Source organism: Anaerosalibacter sp. Marseille-P3206 (assembly GCF_900155565.1).
In the GTDB taxonomy this organism is placed as follows: Bacteria; Bacillota; Clostridia; order Tissierellales; family Sporanaerobacteraceae; genus FUHM01.
Genome location: NZ_FUHM01000002.1, coordinates 568,420 through 585,169, shown reverse-complemented (window position 1 = coordinate 585,169; position 16,750 = coordinate 568,420). Strand labels below are relative to the sequence as shown.

The window sequence follows — 16,750 nt, the reverse complement described above, 5'->3', positions numbered from 1 at the left end:
CTGTTTGTTAAACTAAGCATATGAGGTGATAGCATGGATGAAAAAAAGAAAAAAGAAATAAGATTTGGAGTTCTTATACTGGCTTTTAGTTTTATTGTATATGGGGCTTATAGGGGCGAAGTGAGCACAGTATTCTCCAAGGCTATACGTATTTGTTTGGAGTGTGTCGGAATTGGGTAAGCCATTTAAAATAATTAAAGAAAAGAATATATTCTCTCATCTGAGAGCAAGGCGTAGCTGGGTTCAGGCTTTTGCAACATTATTTACCAATATACATCTTCCTAATTTTATGAGCGGGAAGATTTATACGGGCAGTGGTAAAAAAATGTGTGTGCCAGGACTAAACTGTTATTCCTGTCCAGGAGCTACCGGTTCATGCCCTATTGGTTCTTTTCAGGCAGTAGTAGGTTCCTCAAAATTTAACTTCGCCTATTATATTACGGGAATTTTGATCCTGTTTGGGGTCTTGGTCGGCAGATTGATTTGTGGGTTCTTCTGTCCGTTCGGGTGGTTTCAGGATTTGCTCTATAAGATTCCTACTAAAAAGTTTAGTACCAAAAAACTAAAAGTTCTTCGGTATTTGAAGTATGTCATATTGATTGTGGTCGTATGGCTTATGGGAGTATTTTTAGTTGATAATTCAGGAATAGCACCTCCTTATTTTTGTAAGTATATTTGTCCACAGGGCATATTGGAGGGTGGTATTCCTTTGGCACTTACCAATCCTACAATTCGAAACACCTTAGGAAAGTTGTTTACATGGAAGTCTTTTATATTGATTTCTATTTCTGGGCTGTCCATTATTTTCTATCGCCCGTTTTGTAAATGGATTTGTCCTCTAGGTGCATTTTACTCTCTTTTTAACAAGATATCTTTTTACAAATATCATGTTGATAAAAATTCCTGCATCTCATGCGGTAAGTGTAGTAGAGTCTGTAAAATGGATGTAGATATTACAAAATGTAAAGATTCATTAGAGTGTATTCGCTGTGGAGAATGTATAAAATCGTGTCCAACTGGTGCGATTTTTACATCTTTATCTCATGGCGACAAATTTAAAACTAAACAAAAAGAACAAGCATAAAAAACATATCAATGAAAGGAAAGGTGAATAAAATGAAAAACATATTAAAAAAACTCTTGATTATTATAATGGCAATCATGATTATTGGATCACTAACAGCATGTGGAAGTCAAAAGGATAACGTTAAAAACCAATCATCAAATACAAGTATATTTCCCAATTTTAATGCAACAGATTTTCAAGGTAATCAGTTTACACAGGATATGTTCAAGGACAATCCTGTTACGGTATTAAATCTATGGTTTACAGGATGTCAGGCTTGCGTAAGTGAAATGCCACAGCTTGAGACATTAAGCAAAGAACTTAAAGAAAAAGGTGTCGCTTTAGTTGGTGTGTGTATAGATGATGTAAGTATGGATAAAACCATTTATTCACAGGCAGAAAAAATCCTAAAAGATAATAATATTACCTACCCTAATTTGATTATGGAACATGGCGAAGAAATTGACAATTATTTGAACAATATCTTTGCTTTTCCAACTACACTTTTGATTGACAGAGAAGGCAATATTATCGGGGAACCAATTGTTGGTTCTATTGACAATCAAAAACAAATTGATGATTTGAACAATCGTATTGATAAAATCATTGAAAATGACAAGCAGTAAGGAGGCATAGTATGAAAACAAATGCTAAAACAGGAAAGATAATTGGATATATTCTTTTAATTATTCTAATGGTGATTAGCAGTTTATTTCTTGAAAACCTACTACTAATGGGAACCTATGCTTTGCTAATGGATGTGCTTAAAATTTCACCACAGATCTTAATGCAGCAAGATATTTGGATAGAAATTGTTGTAAATACTATAATGCTTGGTATATACTTTGGTATTTACCAGATGGTATTTGGGAAAGAAAAACAGGAAAACAGTATTGGACTGATACCGAAATATGTTGGACAATCGATTGTTATGGGATTAGGCGTAGCAGGCATCTCTTTCTTGTGGCTGACATTTGCAGAAAAGATTCCTTCATTTTCAGAAAGTATGAGTATTTTAGCAAAAGCTGAATATGCAATGAGGGGCTTAAATCCAGCAATCATCATTTTACTTTTCGTAATTTTGGGTCCTACTTTGGAGGAACTGGCTTTTCGTGGAGTAATATTTCGTTCTTTGGAAAAAATAAAAAAAGGCTGGTTTCCAATAATTGTTTCCGCTTTACTGTTTGGTTTGTGCCATATGATTTTTGTCCAATCAGTTTACACTTTTGTGTTTGGATTAGTTGCAGCTATTATATATGAAAAGACACGTAATATTCTATATCCCATTCTGTGTCACATGGCTATTAACTTAATGTCTGCCATATCAGGCATGATACCAGAAGGTATTGGAGAAATGATAATTAACATTGTCGTAGTAATTATGATTGTTCCTATGGGCTATTTCCTGTATAAGATGTTGCGAAGAACAGAAGATATCCAGCAAACTGTACCAAAGCAATTTTAATGCTTTAGAAAATAGTATTGTCCATAGCACTGACTTATTTTCACAATAGGTTGGTGCTTTTGTTAGAAGATTTGGCAAAAATCCCAAGGTGTGTATCAATTAATACTAAAACAGAGAAGGAAATCAAGTAAGAAAATTGAATTAAATTTGGAATGCAAAAGAAAATGTTTCGAATTAGCAAGGTTCATGATATAATGAAGTATCAAACATAGGAGGGATAGTATGGGAGTTTCTTATAGACCATTATGGATAGAACTTGCTAAAAGAGATATGAAAAAAACAGATTTTCAAGGATATGTGGGTATTTCTTCTAATCTATTAGCAAATATGGGAAAAAATGAATATATTTCAATGAAAAACTTAGAAAAGATATGTAAAGCTTTAGATTGCACACCAAATGATGTGATTAGTTTTGACTATAAATATGGAATGGATAAGGAGATATAGATATGGCAAAGATACAGTCTGTTGAACCAAATATTGCTGATTTGGTGAATGGTTGGCTAAAAGATTATAAATTAGATTATAAGTTAGAACAGGAAAGCTTAAATAGTGAAATAGATAAGGCTTTAAGCGAATATGAATCAAAGAGTGGTGGAAGTGGTGGAAACCGCCCAGATGTCAAACTATTAATTCAAGATAGCAATCTTAACTATTATCCAGTTCTAATTGAATATAAAGGATATAAAGATAAGTTAGTGAAACTTGACTCTAACAATCAAGTTGAAAACACAAATGCAAAAAATGAACCAAACTATAAGAATATAAATTCCTATGCAGTAAATGGTGCAATACATTATGCAAATGCTATATTGCACTATACGAGCTATACAGAAGTTATAGCTATCGGTATAACTGGCTATAAAGATGGTGTGGGGAAATTACATCATTCAATAGGTGTATATCATGTATCTAAAGAAAACTTAGGTATTGGACAAGAAGTCGGTGAATACACAGACTTATCTTTTTTAAAAAAAGAGAACTTTGATAATTTTACAAGTAAACTAAAAGAGCTATCATTATCTCAAGAAGAACTAGACAGAATTAGAGAACAAAAAGAGAAAGAAATTAATGCAAGTTTAGTTAAGTTGAATAATGATATCTATAAAGAAGAAAAAGGACTTAGTGAAAACGATAGGGTATATCTTGTTGCAGCATCTATTATGGCTACACTAGGTGTTCCAGGAAAAGTTACACCACTTGAAAAAGAAGATTTAAAGTCATCAATAGAAATAGGCAATACAGATGGAGATATTATACTTAGAAAGATAAATTCTTTTTTAGAAGAGAAAAATCTACCTAAAGCTAAAAAAGACTTAATTGTAAGAACTTTGCAAAACACACTCACAACTGAAAATATAAACAAACCAGTAAATGGAGAAAGTCAACTAAAAAGGGTTTTTGTAAAAATAGTAGACGATTTAGGAATTTATTATAAAATAGGGTTAACTACAGATTTTACAGGCAAATTGTTTAATGAGATGTATTCATGGTTAGGATTCACACAAGACAAACTTAACGATGTAGTCAAGTGTCTATATGTTAGCAATTTTAAATATGATTATGATGGGAGATGGGTCTTCTAACATCTTAAATAAAAACTCATTGACTGATTTTGATGGAATGTATAGTTTTAACCAAAAAAATGAAAAGTTTCCTGCTACATCATTTATTTTAAATCCACCTTATTCAGCAGAGGGAAATGGAATGATATTTGTAGAAAAAGCATTGTCTATGATGGATAAAGGTTATGGAGCTATCATCATTCAAAACTCAGCGGGTTCAGGAAAAGCAATTGAATATAACAAAAGAATACTAGAGCATTCCACATTACTTGCAAGTATAAAAATGCCCGTTGACTTATTCATTGGGAAATCAAGTGTACAAACAAACATTTATGTATTTAGGGTAGGCGAGCCACATCACAAGGATCAAATAGTTAAATTCATAGATTTTTCAAATGATGGATATACAAGAACTAATCGAAAAAAAGCAAGTAATAATCTTGTAGATACAGATAGGGCGAAGGAAAGATATCAAGAAGTAGTAGACTTAGTTCGTTTTGGTAAATCCAAACTAAATATATTTACAGAAAAAGAATACTATGAGGGGACAATAGATCCTAAAAATGGAGCAGACTGGAATCAATCGGCACCAATAGATATCAAGCCAAGGTTAGAAGATTTTAAGAAAACAGTAGCTGATTATTTAGCGTGGGAAGTATCAAACCTAATTCAAAATTCAAGCAAGGAGAATGATAACCTGGGAAAATAGATGCCCTACTGAATGAGAAGCTTGAACACGTTCAGTGGGGCGAATATACATATAATCAGCTATTTAGAATATTACCAACAAGTGTTAAATTAACAAAAACAGATTTAGATGGAATAGGAGATACTGCGGTATATTCTTCGATTTCTGATAACAATGGAATTATGGGTTATACAACACTTAAGCCAAGTTATATTGTTGAAGAAAAAAATCCAATTTATATAATATTTGGTGACCACACGAGAACTTTTAATATTTCAAAAACTAATTTTTCTGTAATGGACAATGTTAAAGTTCTTAAACCTCTACAAGAATATAACTTAAATCACTTGTTATTCATAATTTCAGCGTGGGCTAAGTGTATACCTAACAAAGGGTATTCTAGACATTGGAGTATTGCAAAAAAAGTTAAATTTAAGCTACCAACCAAAAACGGAAAAATAGATTTTGAATTTATGGAAAGTTTTGTCGCCGAGCTGGAAGCTCAGCGTGTCGCCGAGCTGGAAGCTTATTTAACTGTTACAGGCTTAAAAGATTATAAACTAACGGGGGAAGAAGAAAAGGCAATTGAACAATTTGAAAAGTTGGATTGGAAAGAGTATGCAGTAGAAGAATTATTTGAAGTTAATTCATATAAAAAGAGATTTGATGCAAATAAAGTAGAAATTTATGAAAGCGGGCATCCATATATAGTAAGGACAGCTTTCAACAATGGAGTTAAGGGCTATTTGCAAGAAGACAATAAATATCTTAATGAAGGAAACACAATATCTTTTGGACAAGACACAGCTACAGTGTTTTACCAAAAAAAGCCATATTTCACAGGTGATAAAATAAAGATATTAAACTCAAAAATTAAATCTTTTAATGAAAATAAAGCTTTGTTTCTAATTTCTTGTATGAGAAAATCTTTCAGTTCTTTTAGTTGGGGGAGAAATAGTTTTAATGAAAAGGCAATAAAGAGTCAAAAAATAAAAGCTCCAGTAAATAACTATGGGAAAATAGATGAGGTATTTATGGAAGAAATAATAATGGCAACAAAAAAACTAGTTATAAAAGACGTAGTTGAATGGGCAGATAAAAAAATTGAAGCCACAAAAGTAGTTGTAAATAGATAAATAACCCTAAGCAATTAGAAGTAAATTAGGATATAAATCTAGTCCATATTCCGTATAATAGTTGAAGGAGGAAAAATGAAAAAGGAAATATCAATAGAGAGATAATAAAATATAATAATTTAGTTAAAGAAATAAAAGAAGGAATAACAAAATTGAATTCGTGGATAAGAAATTAATAATTCAAAACAAAAATAATGACAATGTGTTGACATTAAACGAAAATATGAATATAATATAGATAAGAATGGAGGCTAAAATTATGACAACAACAAATTTAAATATTAGAACGGATAAAGAGATTAAAGACCAAGCTGAAAGGATATTCTCTGAGTTGGGACTTAATATGACAACAGCTATCAATATATTTTTAAGAACAACAATTAGAGAAAATGGTATTCCTTTTGCTTTAAAATTAGATACTCCTAATAGCCTTACTATAAGAGCGATTGAAGAAGGAAGAAAAATTGCATATGATGATACTGTCAAAGGATATTCAAATATAGACGATTTGAAGAAAGCGTTGGAAGTATGAAGTACGAAATAAAATTTACAACTCAATTTAAAAAAGACCTTAAACTTGCAAAAAAGCAAAATAAAGAGTTATATAAATTATTTGAAGTCATAGGTTTACTTGCACAAGGTAAAAACCTTGAAGCAAAGTATAGAGATCATGACTTATCAGGAAATTACAAAGGAACGAGGGAATGTCATATAGAACCTAATTGGCTTTTAGTATATGAATACAGAAACGATGTACTTGTGCTTATGCTTTATAGATTGGGTTCACACTCAGAATTGTTCAAAAAATGAATAATGAATTAATAAATTTTGCTAAAAAAGTTAATTTTTCAGAAAATCAAAAAACTTTTATTGTATATACTTGTGGATTAAATTATAAAAATTATGTCAGAGAATTTATAAATAGTATGTAGCAATTAAACGATAGCCATAGATTAAAATAACAGTGAATCAGAAATTGATATGATGCCTCAAAAGTAGGCAGTCTAATTAATTAAAATTAGATCATCTGCTTTGAGGTATTTTTTATGAAATTTCGCAAAAAGTTTGGCAGTTTTACAATTCCTAAATAAAAGAATCTGCCTCTAACAAAGAAACCACCTATTTACAATCTAAAGAATATGAGACTTTCATTAATATACTGATAAGTGTGGTGGAAAAATACGGAGATGAGGTTTTAAAAGAAATGGATAGTGCTGTGTAATCACAGCATATTACATAGAATATTTTCCGTTTATTTACCTAGAAAATGAAATTGATACACTACCAGAAGATGCTAAATAAGGGTTATAAAAAAGCAAAAGCTTTTTATAAAAGAACAATATCATTATTTAACCAAAGGCAATATTTGAAATCATAATTATATTATTATACAATTAAATGAATAGAATAAAGTTTTGTATTGATAAAAAAATGCGATTGTTAAGAATATTATCTGCCTAAAAATTGCAAAATCAAGGGAGGTTAAAAATGATATATGAGTTATTTAATTTATGTAGCTGATGATGAAAAGAATATAAGAGAATTAATACAATCTTTTTTAGAAGATGAGGGCTTTATGGTCAGGCTATTTGAGACTGGAGATGCACTACTCTGTGAGTTTGAAGAGACACCTGCTGATTTAGTTATATTGGATGTCATGATGCCGGGAACAGATGGATTTAGCATTTGTTCATCCATTCGTAAGAAGTCAGATGTCCCGATTATTTTGCTTACTGCTCGTGGAACTGATGCGGATTATGTTACAGGTTTTACATTGGGTTGCGATGATTATTTTGCCAAGCCTTTTTCTCCCACTAAATTGACCATGAGAGTTAAAGCAATTTTCAAACGAATATCAAAAGAGAAAGAAAAAACAACAAATGACAAACTGAATTTTGGTGATATTGTGTTATATCCAATGCAAAAAACAGCATATTGTAAAAATGAAGAACTAAAACTTACTAATACAGAGTATTCACTACTAAGTTATTTGATTGAAAATAAGGACAAAGCAATTTCTCGTGAAGAATTGCTCAATGTAATATGGGGTTATGATAGTTTTGTAGAAACAAGAGTTACCGATGATACAATAAAAAGGTTGCGAAAAAAAATACTTACTCATAATAGCAATGTATCCATTGAGACAGTTTGGGGATTTGGATTTAAGTTAAATCTGAAAGATTAGGCGATAATAATGAAAATAAAACGAAGAAAAAAAGTAAAAAAATTAAAGTTAAGTCTATTTTTAATCCCATCCAGTGTAATACTTATAGCATTTTGTTTAATATTAGCAACATTTAATATTCTCATTCATCAACATATAGAGAAGCTAACTGCCAAAGAAATCAATAGAGAGTTTGAATTCTATGACATATATTACCATGGGACTAATTACTTAAACAATCATCAAAAGGATGGAAATGACAAAAATGATGCGGAGTTTTTCATTACAGTGTACTATGTTATACTTGATGAGAACTACAATGCTCTAATACCAAATGATCAATTATATTCAGAATTGGAACAAGAAAGAATACAAGTAATTGCAAAATACTTCAGAGAGAATCGCAATATTATTAGTAAGGATCAAGCAATTATGTTAAAGCATGATTGTAATACTTTTTACATCAAATCCAAAGTTTATCACGGAAAGTCTGATGGATATTGTGTTTTAAAGGATACTTCTCATGCAGCAAAGGACTTTACTGTAATTGTATATGCCAATATAACACCAATGCAAAATTTCGCTGACTTAATACACAAAATATTGGGTTTACTAATGATCTTGTCAGGAATTGTTTCAATCTTTGTTATCTTACGAATGACAAAAAAAATTGATAATTCTTTCAATAAGTTAAAAAAATATATTATAGACGTAGGCGAGCGTAAGGTTTTAGAAGAACTAGATGTATTAGATTACAGAGAATTTAACGATGTTGCAAAAACAGTACAAAAAATGTCAAAAATGATAGACCAAGCTGAAGAAAGTCAAAAACAGTTTTTTCAAAATGCATCACATGAATTACGTACTCCTCTGATGTCAATACAAGGATATGCAGAAGCCATTGAATCAGGTGTCATCAAGGATAATAAAAAATCAGCAAGTATCATAATTAATGAAAGTAAAAAAATGTCATCTCTAGTGGATGAAATCTTATTTTTATCCAGAATGGATATGGATCATAGAAAAATGAATCAAGAAATAATTGAACTAAAAGAGTTGATATACGACTGCTCTTGGAGAATTAAAGGTAATGCTGATAAAAGAAACCTGAATATTGAACATGTTTTTCTTGAAGATAATGCATATATATTTGGAGATGAACAACGTTTGGAGAGAGCTTTTTTAAATATTCTTTCCAATGCTGCACGTTATGCAAAAACAACAATTAAAATTATTTGTGAAGGTAAAGAAAAGAATATTGTTATATCAATTATTGATGATGGAAATGGAATATCTAATAAAGATTTGCCACATATTTTTGAACGATTTTATAAGGGCAAGGACGGAAACTTTGGAATAGGATTATCGATTACTAACGAGATAATAAATGAACACGGAGGAAATATTGATGTAATTTCTCAAAAAGGTAATACAAAATTTGTTGTTAGTATTCCAAAATATAAACGGAAGAACTTCGCTTAGCTATGTATTATAGATTTAGGAGAAAACCATACAATTATACAAATTTACTTAATACAATTTTGCCACATATCTGCCACAAACTTGATACAGTTTTAAGGATATTTTTCCCAAATGTTTTGTTTATAATAAATACAGATGGTAAGTTAAGACAGAATTCTTAACAATATAAAACCACCTAAAATAAAATTAAGAGGAGATGTTAAACAAAATGTTAAATCAAAAAGCAAAAATTCTAATAACAGGTATGCTGACTGTGGCGACAGTAATTGGAGGACCTAGTATTAAAAGTGAAGCAAGTATGTTAAAAGATATGAATTCCAAAGAAATAGTATCTATTCAGGCCATAGATACTTCTAATCAACCTAACATTACAAAACGTTTCGGAGAAATGAATTTCTTGAGTCAAAGTGAAAAACAAAGGTTGATTGATGAGAAAAATGCTGTTAAACCGTATTACAATAAAATTGACAGTCTTGAAAAAGAAATTCGAAAAATAAGTGACAATATTATGAAAGACGCAAGCGAAATACTTAAAGAATATGATTCAATTGTATGGGCAAATATGACTTTGTGGATGAAGTTAGATTCTGAAGTTCCAGAAACCTCATATGATAAACTTCCTAGCAATACAGAGCGTATCAAGACATCAAAAGTACTTACAAAGAGTGAAAAAGAAATTTTGAAAAATGATGCTAAACGCTTAGATGAAATTGATGCTGAAATCCAAAAATATTACGATAAGGTAGAAAAAGCAACAGCTACTTTGAGCAAACAGATTGATGCAGAGTATGCAAAGCTTGAAGCCATTTATCAAAAGAATAGTGACATTTGGCAAAAGATTCATAAAAATATGGACGGTAAATAGAATATAATACAGTATTACTTTGATAACAAAAACTAGTTATTTAGCAGAGAATTTTAAAATCATATAAATATTAAAAAATTGAGGATGTGTGTTAATATGATTTTAGGTTCGTAGAAGCATACATCCTCTTTTTATAAACAAATAGATTACTTGAAAAAGGATCAAGATTGAAACTTTCCTGTGCAAGAGCAACCAATCCATCTTTGTTAGACAAAAAAATGCACCTAAAATCAAAGTCAATAAAGGTAAAGGTATAGTTTTATCTTTTGTGATAGGAACTGGAGTTGCAGGTCTAGCGATGATATGGTTAATTTTTGTTGATGATGTCCTATCAAAAATTAATTTCATTGGACAGAGTATGGAAGCTTACAACAGTGTAAGCTCTTCAATTGAACAGGGAGCATATATCTGGTTATTCCTAGCTGCTTGTGTAGTTGGTCCAATTATAGAGGAACTAGTGTTTAGAGGTTTAATATTTAATTGCTTAGAGAGAAGTTTTTCAAAAGCTTTGCTAGCGATTATCATTTCGGGTATTGCATTTGGCATGTGGCATGAAGTTTTAGTACAAGGTGTTTACGCTACATTATTACCACCAGCCATAAGCAATTCATCTTTTGCAGATAATCTTAATTTGTTCTGTGTGGTTATGATATTTCCAATGCTCTTTGTAATGCATAAAGTAATAAAAACAGTTTGAATAAATAGCAAGTCATAAAATGATTTGCTATTTTTTTGATTACTTTAATATATGTTAAGTCGAGCAGAAAGCTGCATAGGGACGTTTTGTTTGACACTAATTACATAGGATTTTAAAAGATTATTAAATTTATAGGTGAATTTAATAGTTGAATTGTATGAATACAATGATATAGAAAAATAAATTGAGGTAGAATCCAATTTATACAATACTTGACATTTCATTTCTAATTTAACACAATCAATATTGTAAATGCGAATGATTAGCATTTGCAATAAACAATGATAAGGGGAGTGCAGAATGAAAAAACAAGTTCTCAAGTATTGTAGTATTGATAATAGTTGTTTTAATGTTGTCTATGATGGTAGGTTGTGCAAATAAAGAAACTACTACAGATACTAACAAAGGTACTAAAGAAAAACCGATTGTAAATGTTTTGATGCCAATTATTTTGAAGGAATTATTGAAAAATATTTTCCAGATAAAATAATTATTGAGTATAATGGAATGATTGAAATTGAAAAAGTTTTAACTTTATTTGAAAAGCATTCAGTGAGAAAAAAGTGTTTCATTGGAAATATCGTATGTTTAGTGGATGCTTTAACCTTTGAAGTTTATATGAATAATCTTGGAAGAATATTGAGAAATCAAATTACTTTAGCGGACCGAATTGTTTTAAACAAGATAACTGATAATCAAGAGGAAAAGTTGAAAAAGCTGGAAAAAAGTATAAGAGAAATTAATAGGAAAGCAGATATATTTGAGGTAGCTTTATATGATGATAAATTCTTGAAAAGTCCTAAACCTGATGTTTCGGCTGCTTCTATTTATAGCTCTAATTTTAGTGTAAAGCTATCAGATGTTTTTCTTAGTATGTTTTTTATGTTTGTAATTGCATATTTAATTTTTTCCGTGATTAGAGCTGTTAAAGTTAATGCAATTGATATAGATTTTTCGAGATTTGAAGCATTTAATATGATATTTATAGGTATGTTAATACAGGCCCTTCCTTTTATGTTAGTTGGAATGTTTGTATCATCTTTTATACAGGTTTTTATTTCCAATGAAACTATTGTAAAGATTTTTCCTAAAAAATTTGGACTGGGGTTTTTAACTGCAATGTTTGGAGGTATTTTATTTCCTATATGTGAATGTGCAATTGTACCAGTAACGGTGCGTCTGATTAAAAAAGGAGTGGCATTACCTGTTGCAGTGACATTTATGTTATCTGCACCTATTATAAATCCTATTGTTATAGCATCAACATTATATGCTTTTCCAGGACGACCAGAAATAGCATTCTACAGGATATATTTTGGTCTTATTATTGCTCTTGCGGTAGGTCTTACATTAATGTTTTTTCCAGAGACAAAAACTGCTCTACTTGATGAAACAGGTAAATTTACATGTGATTGCATATATTGCAATATGGAAGCGAAACGTAAGCAAGGGATTGGTGAAAAGATACGAATTATGTTTTTGCATGCTGGCGAGGAGTTCTTTAGTGCAGGTAAGTATCTAGTTTTAGGAATATTTTTAACAAGCTTTATACAAACTATAGTTCCAAAAGATATTTTTTCTGAGTTATTGGCAAGAGATGGATTGGCTCTTGTTGTGATGATGGCAACAGCTTTTTTGTTTTCTGTATGTTCTACTTCAGATGCTTTTATTGCACGAAGTTTCTGGGATAGGGTTTCAACTGGGCCAATTATGGGGATTAAAACAGTATACTTAAAACTAATTAAAATTACTTAAAAACATTGCATATTAAATAAATTTATATTATACTTTATAGTAAGGGGTGATTATCATAAAACTTACTATAAAAGAAGCAAGTGAATATTTAGGAGTTGCAAAATCAACTCTAAGAAGATGGGAAGATGAACTATTCAAATAGCCGAAGGCGGTGAATGAATGTAATGATATTCAATAGAAAAATAGAAGTTATCTTTACAAAACAAGATGAGTTAATTCTAGATGGACAATCTAAAATATGTAATTGGCTATACAATTATCTTTTGGAAATGACAATAAAAGATTATAAAGAAAATAATAATGACAAAAAACTCTTGACAGGAAGGAACTTAAGAAATCAAGTTCCAATACTAAAACAAGAGTTTATTTTTTTGAACTCAGTACATTCATCACCACTCAAAAACACAGCAATAAGACTGAAAGAAACATACAAAAAATTTTTCAACAATGAAACAGGATATCCTAAATTCAAATCATGGAAAAAACATTGGTTTTCACTATATTATGATGAACCAAACAAAGGCTTTAAACTAATAGAAAACAAAAATTTACAAATAACCTTAGGAATAAATAAAGAAAATAAAAGAATAAAAGTAATAGGAAAACTAAAAGAAAATTTAAATTTAAGAAACACAGACAAAATAAAAAACTTCAGATTATGCAAACAACAAGGCAACAAATTCTATGCAATATTTTGTATAGAAAGAAAAGACATAGACAAAAAAGAAACAAACAAATGGATAGCAATAGACCAAAATCATAAAAACTTCTTTGTAGCCATAGACAATACTGGAGTAAGTTATGAATTTGAAAAACTGCCACAAACAAAATATTGGGACAAGGTAATAGATGAAATAAAATCAAAGAGAGATTTATGCAGCAGAAAATCAAAACTAATAGAAACAGAAACAGGGAGAATCTATTACCTACCAAGCAAAAGATGGACAAAGCTAAACAATGCATTAGACAATGCTTACCACAAGAGACGAGAACAAATAAAGTCAAGTTGTTATAGCATTGCTAATTGGATAGCAAAAAACTATGACTATGTAGCAATAGGAGACTATACCTAGTCTTAATACTGCAACTTATGATAATATGCATAGAAGCATGTTAAATCAAGAAATAATAGGAGAATTTAGAAACATACTAAAATGGGTAATGGAAAGAAGCGGTAAACACTATTCAAAAGTAGACGAAAAAGATACAACTAAAAATTGTTGTATATGTGGAAATAAAGAAAAGAAAGATCCACAGATAAGAGAATTTACATGTCAAAAATGTAAAACTAAATTATCAAGAGATATAAACAGTAGTGTTAATATAGCTAAAAAAGATAAATTATTGTCTGGTTCGGACTATGTTGATTGGGATTTATACAACTCAACATATACAGCTAAATGGAATTTTAAAAAAAGTAAAATTCTATTTACTGGCCATACGTTAGAGAAATCTAATATATGGATGAATTAAATCGAGAAGGTGATACTTCTTGAGCAAAATCTATTTGTATAAATATATTTTGATATATTTGAGTAGGTTTTGTAGAACGGTTCCTTATATTTGGACCTATGATGGATATTAAGAATCTTATTATGTTATTTTCAAGCTTTAGAAAGACGTTTGTTATTAAATTGGTACTAGTTATTACTATCTTATCGTTTGTGTCGCTTTATTTCCTAACATTTTTATTAATGTAAGGTGGAGGTATTATGAAAACAAGAAACTATAATATTGATGCTGCTTTTAAAGTTATCATATTGTTGGGTTTTTCATTGTTCTTCTTTTTAACAATACAATCTGGACAGGTCTTAAAATATGTACATCCGAGAAATGTGCCATTTATAAAATTTGCAGTAATTGCTATGGTATTGATATCTCTTTTTTTTATCCCTAAGGTGTTTAAACCACAAAGAATTAAAGTAAGTTCAATACCACTTCTATTTTTTGTTTTGCCACTTATAATGGCATTTCTGCTGCCAACTCAGAGCTTTAAGTCAGATTATATATCTTATGGAGACTTAAAGTTACAAGGAAATTCAGGAAACGTAGATAACCCTGAGATAAAAACTGAGTATTCAGAAGAGGATGAATATAAGGAGGATATTTATATAGATGAATATTCAGATGCGGAAAATAAGAATATTATTGAGTCAAATAGAAATGAACTTCAATTAATTGATGAAACCATAATAATGGATAATGACAATTATGTAAGATGGATACAGGAAATATATGATAATATAGAAAAATACATTGGAAAGAAGATTCAGGTTAGTGGTTTTGTATTCAAAGATGAGCAATTTGAAGGCAATGAATTTGTATCTGCAAGAATGATGATGGTTTGTTGTGCTGCTGATATGCAGCCAATAGGATTTCTGTGTAGATATGATAAGGCAGCGGAGCTAAAGGTAGATACTTGGATAAGAGTGCATGGTACTATTGCAAAGGGCGAATTCAATGGGAATGTTATACCCGTTATTGAAGCAGATAAAGTTGAAAATACAGAAAAACCAGAGTTTGATTATGTATATCCTTTTTAATCTGGTTATGAATTGAAATACATTAATACAGAAACTTTTTATTGCATAGATAATGTTTAAGAGTATGAAGATTGTTAGCTTGTGAAAATGTAAGTGGCACAGACGTTTAGTTTCCCACTAATATGGTTGGATAATTAAGGTTTTCTGCTTCACTGTTTGTAAGTTTAATTTCCAGGGAATTATCTCCAATACAAAAAAATTGCCTAAAAGGATTCTTTTTAAGTTAAATAGTAATTAAAAGCTGGGAATATTTGAAATTATGTAAATAACTTGACTTGAAAATTAAGCTTGATACTTAAAGTACTTGTTATATAATATAATTTGCAATTTAAAAAAGAGCATAGGAGGAATATAATGGAATTTACATGGTTTACATTAGCGATCTTTGCAACATTTTGTTGGGGATTATCTGATGTGTTTTTTAAAAAGGGGACAGACCCTAATGATAGATACAGTCATTTAAGAATATTGATAATGATTGGTCTAATGATGGGACTTCATGCAGTAATAGAACTAATAAAATTAGGTTGGCAGTATGATATTAAAAATATAATCAGCTATTTTCCAGTATCATTTTTATACATATTGTCCATGGCTATAGATTTTTATGGCTATAGATATTTATTAATATCCGTAGGATCACCCGTTGCTAGTACTTCAGGTGCAATAGCAGGTATATTATCCTTTAAGGTATTAGGGAAAACTATGTCTAATTTACAATTTTTTGCGGTAAGTTTAATTACATTAGGTTTAATTTTATTAGCTATTTTAGAAAAAAAAGAATCAGAAAGAGAAAACTTAAATAACTCTGAACAAATAAATAAAAAAAATAAAATGGGAGCAGTAGCGCTATTATTTCCTATTACTTATGCCCTTTTAGATGGAGTAGGTACATTTTTAGACGATGTATACTTAAGTAAACATTTCACACCAGAGGAAGCATTGATTTCTTTTGAATTGACGTTTTTAATTTTGGCCATAATATCATTATTTTATATAATAGTAATTAAAAAACAAGGATATAAGTTAATAGATGAGAAATACAATATTTATGGTGGACTATTTGAAACAGCAGGTCAATTTTTTTATGTTTATGCTCTAAATTCCAATTCGGTAGTTGCAGCACCACTTATGTCAGTTGACAGTATAGTAGCAGTTATATTTGGAAGGATTTATTTAAAAGAAAAGCTAACAAAAGGGCAATATTTTACTATTATAATGATAAGTATAGGTGTGTTTATATTGGGATTTTATGAATAGCTATGAAAACCTTTATATATAAGGAAATGAAAAACATGACCTGTTATATACAGGTTTATTTTTC

Annotated in this window: 21 protein-coding genes; all 21 read left to right on the top strand. The window is 30.0% G+C overall.

From position 1 onward, the window contains the following. Positions 1–33: 33 nt before the first annotated feature. The 21 genes from BQ9840_RS12695 to BQ9840_RS04085 all read left to right on the top strand — a co-directional run bounded on the left by BQ9840_RS12695 (position 34) and on the right by BQ9840_RS04085 (position 16,686). A complete protein-coding gene (locus tag BQ9840_RS12695) occupies positions 34–180 on the top strand; it encodes a CD1871A family CXXC motif-containing protein (protein ID WP_200804871.1) in 147 nt (48 codons plus the stop codon). Further along, entirely contained in the window at positions 173–1,084 is a 912-nt protein-coding gene (locus tag BQ9840_RS04165) for a 4Fe-4S binding protein (RefSeq protein WP_369800169.1), read from the top strand. The genes BQ9840_RS12695 and BQ9840_RS04165 overlap by 8 nt, the downstream gene beginning before the upstream one ends. A gap of 32 nt (positions 1,085–1,116) precedes the next feature. Further along, positions 1,117–1,692, top strand: coding sequence for a TlpA family protein disulfide reductase (locus BQ9840_RS04160; RefSeq protein WP_159436073.1), 576 nt, complete (start codon positions 1,117–1,119; stop codon positions 1,690–1,692). A gap of 11 nt (positions 1,693–1,703) precedes the next feature. Then, positions 1,704–2,531 (top strand): CPBP family intramembrane glutamic endopeptidase, encoded by an 828-nt coding sequence (locus tag BQ9840_RS04155; protein WP_077368374.1) that lies wholly within the window; start codon positions 1,704–1,706, stop codon positions 2,529–2,531. A 222-nt stretch (positions 2,532–2,753) separates the two neighbouring features. Then, a complete protein-coding gene (locus tag BQ9840_RS04150) occupies positions 2,754–2,978 on the top strand; it encodes a helix-turn-helix domain-containing protein (RefSeq protein ID WP_077368372.1) in 225 nt (74 codons plus the stop codon). Positions 2,979–2,980: 2 nt separating this feature from the next. After that, on the top strand, positions 2,981–4,117 hold the full coding sequence (locus BQ9840_RS12690) for a VRR-NUC domain-containing protein (RefSeq protein ID WP_200804870.1): 1,137 nt from the start codon (positions 2,981–2,983) through the stop codon (positions 4,115–4,117). After that, on the top strand, positions 4,071–4,805 hold the full coding sequence (locus BQ9840_RS12685; protein WP_200804869.1) for an SAM-dependent DNA methyltransferase: 735 nt from the start codon (positions 4,071–4,073) through the stop codon (positions 4,803–4,805). Before BQ9840_RS12690 ends, BQ9840_RS12685 begins: the two co-directional genes overlap by 47 nt. Then, complete coding sequence (locus BQ9840_RS04140) at positions 4,802–5,920, top strand: restriction endonuclease subunit S (protein ID WP_369800216.1); 1,119 nt, start codon at positions 4,802–4,804, stop codon at positions 5,918–5,920. The genes BQ9840_RS12685 and BQ9840_RS04140 overlap by 4 nt, the downstream gene beginning before the upstream one ends. A gap of 259 nt (positions 5,921–6,179) precedes the next feature. Continuing rightward, positions 6,180–6,452, top strand: a complete 273-nt coding sequence (locus BQ9840_RS04135; protein WP_077368370.1) for a type II toxin-antitoxin system RelB/DinJ family antitoxin — start codon at positions 6,180–6,182, stop codon at positions 6,450–6,452. Continuing rightward, a complete protein-coding gene (locus BQ9840_RS04130) occupies positions 6,449–6,730 on the top strand; it encodes a type II toxin-antitoxin system YafQ family toxin (protein WP_077368368.1) in 282 nt (93 codons plus the stop codon). The genes BQ9840_RS04135 and BQ9840_RS04130 overlap by 4 nt, the downstream gene beginning before the upstream one ends. 685 nt (positions 6,731–7,415) lie before the next feature. Next, a complete protein-coding gene (locus BQ9840_RS04125; protein WP_077368366.1) occupies positions 7,416–8,105 on the top strand; it encodes a response regulator transcription factor in 690 nt (229 codons plus the stop codon). A 9-nt stretch (positions 8,106–8,114) separates the two neighbouring features. Continuing rightward, positions 8,115–9,566 (top strand): sensor histidine kinase, encoded by a 1,452-nt coding sequence (locus BQ9840_RS04120; RefSeq protein WP_077368364.1) that lies wholly within the window; start codon positions 8,115–8,117, stop codon positions 9,564–9,566. 208 nt (positions 9,567–9,774) lie between these two features. Continuing rightward, positions 9,775–10,431 (top strand): hypothetical protein, encoded by a 657-nt coding sequence (locus tag BQ9840_RS04115; RefSeq protein ID WP_077368362.1) that lies wholly within the window; start codon positions 9,775–9,777, stop codon positions 10,429–10,431. Between the two features lie 268 nt (positions 10,432–10,699). Beyond that, the gene (locus BQ9840_RS04110; RefSeq protein WP_077368360.1) at positions 10,700–11,128 is read left to right on the top strand and encodes a CPBP family intramembrane glutamic endopeptidase; all 429 of its coding nucleotides are present in this window, start codon (positions 10,700–10,702) and stop codon (positions 11,126–11,128) included. Positions 11,129–11,486: 358 nt separating this feature from the next. After that, positions 11,487–11,618, top strand: a complete 132-nt coding sequence (locus BQ9840_RS12930; protein ID WP_255371022.1) for a hypothetical protein — start codon at positions 11,487–11,489, stop codon at positions 11,616–11,618. Positions 11,619–11,635: 17 nt separating this feature from the next. After that, the gene (locus BQ9840_RS04105; RefSeq protein WP_077368358.1) at positions 11,636–12,883 is read left to right on the top strand and encodes a permease; all 1,248 of its coding nucleotides are present in this window, start codon (positions 11,636–11,638) and stop codon (positions 12,881–12,883) included. Between the two features lie 46 nt (positions 12,884–12,929). Beyond that, the gene (locus BQ9840_RS04100) at positions 12,930–13,025 is read left to right on the top strand and encodes a MerR family DNA-binding transcriptional regulator (RefSeq protein WP_077368356.1); all 96 of its coding nucleotides are present in this window, start codon (positions 12,930–12,932) and stop codon (positions 13,023–13,025) included. 13 nt (positions 13,026–13,038) lie between these two features. Further along, positions 13,039–13,956 (top strand): RNA-guided endonuclease InsQ/TnpB family protein, encoded by a 918-nt coding sequence (locus BQ9840_RS04095; RefSeq protein ID WP_200804867.1) that lies wholly within the window; start codon positions 13,039–13,041, stop codon positions 13,954–13,956. Between the two features lie 25 nt (positions 13,957–13,981). After that, positions 13,982–14,356, top strand: coding sequence for a zinc ribbon domain-containing protein (locus BQ9840_RS12680; RefSeq protein ID WP_200804866.1), 375 nt, complete (start codon positions 13,982–13,984; stop codon positions 14,354–14,356). A 239-nt stretch (positions 14,357–14,595) separates the two neighbouring features. Further along, the gene (locus tag BQ9840_RS04090; RefSeq protein WP_077368354.1) at positions 14,596–15,426 is read left to right on the top strand and encodes a TIGR03943 family putative permease subunit; all 831 of its coding nucleotides are present in this window, start codon (positions 14,596–14,598) and stop codon (positions 15,424–15,426) included. Between the two features lie 354 nt (positions 15,427–15,780). Further along, positions 15,781–16,686 (top strand): DMT family transporter, encoded by a 906-nt coding sequence (locus tag BQ9840_RS04085; protein WP_077368352.1) that lies wholly within the window; start codon positions 15,781–15,783, stop codon positions 16,684–16,686. The last annotated feature ends 64 nt before the right edge of the window (positions 16,687–16,750 follow it).

Excerpts from the sequence above, each read along its gene's own strand:
- BQ9840_RS12695 (WP_200804871.1), top strand. The coding sequence starts at position 34 with ATGGATGAAAAAAAGAAAAAAGAAATAAGATTTGGAGTTCTTATACTG.
- BQ9840_RS04160 (WP_159436073.1), top strand. The coding sequence starts at position 1,117 with ATGAAAAACATATTAAAAAAACTCTTGATTATTATAATGGCAATCATG.
- BQ9840_RS04155 (WP_077368374.1), top strand. The coding sequence starts at position 1,704 with ATGAAAACAAATGCTAAAACAGGAAAGATAATTGGATATATTCTTTTA.
- BQ9840_RS04150 (WP_077368372.1), top strand. The coding sequence starts at position 2,754 with ATGGGAGTTTCTTATAGACCATTATGGATAGAACTTGCTAAAAGAGAT.
- BQ9840_RS12690 (WP_200804870.1), top strand. The coding sequence starts at position 2,981 with ATGGCAAAGATACAGTCTGTTGAACCAAATATTGCTGATTTGGTGAAT.
- BQ9840_RS12685 (WP_200804869.1), top strand. The coding sequence starts at position 4,071 with ATGTTAGCAATTTTAAATATGATTATGATGGGAGATGGGTCTTCTAAC.
- BQ9840_RS04135 (WP_077368370.1), top strand. The coding sequence starts at position 6,180 with ATGACAACAACAAATTTAAATATTAGAACGGATAAAGAGATTAAAGAC.
- BQ9840_RS04130 (WP_077368368.1), top strand. The coding sequence starts at position 6,449 with ATGAAGTACGAAATAAAATTTACAACTCAATTTAAAAAAGACCTTAAA.
- BQ9840_RS04125 (WP_077368366.1), top strand. The coding sequence starts at position 7,416 with ATGAGTTATTTAATTTATGTAGCTGATGATGAAAAGAATATAAGAGAA.
- BQ9840_RS04120 (WP_077368364.1), top strand. The coding sequence starts at position 8,115 with ATGAAAATAAAACGAAGAAAAAAAGTAAAAAAATTAAAGTTAAGTCTA.
- BQ9840_RS04115 (WP_077368362.1), top strand. The coding sequence starts at position 9,775 with ATGTTAAATCAAAAAGCAAAAATTCTAATAACAGGTATGCTGACTGTG.
- BQ9840_RS12930 (WP_255371022.1), top strand. The coding sequence starts at position 11,487 with ATGATGGTAGGTTGTGCAAATAAAGAAACTACTACAGATACTAACAAA.
- BQ9840_RS04105 (WP_077368358.1), top strand. The coding sequence starts at position 11,636 with ATGATTGAAATTGAAAAAGTTTTAACTTTATTTGAAAAGCATTCAGTG.
- BQ9840_RS04095 (WP_200804867.1), top strand. The coding sequence starts at position 13,039 with ATGAATGTAATGATATTCAATAGAAAAATAGAAGTTATCTTTACAAAA.
- BQ9840_RS12680 (WP_200804866.1), top strand. The coding sequence starts at position 13,982 with ATGCATAGAAGCATGTTAAATCAAGAAATAATAGGAGAATTTAGAAAC.
- BQ9840_RS04090 (WP_077368354.1), top strand. The coding sequence starts at position 14,596 with ATGAAAACAAGAAACTATAATATTGATGCTGCTTTTAAAGTTATCATA.
- BQ9840_RS04085 (WP_077368352.1), top strand. The coding sequence starts at position 15,781 with ATGGAATTTACATGGTTTACATTAGCGATCTTTGCAACATTTTGTTGG.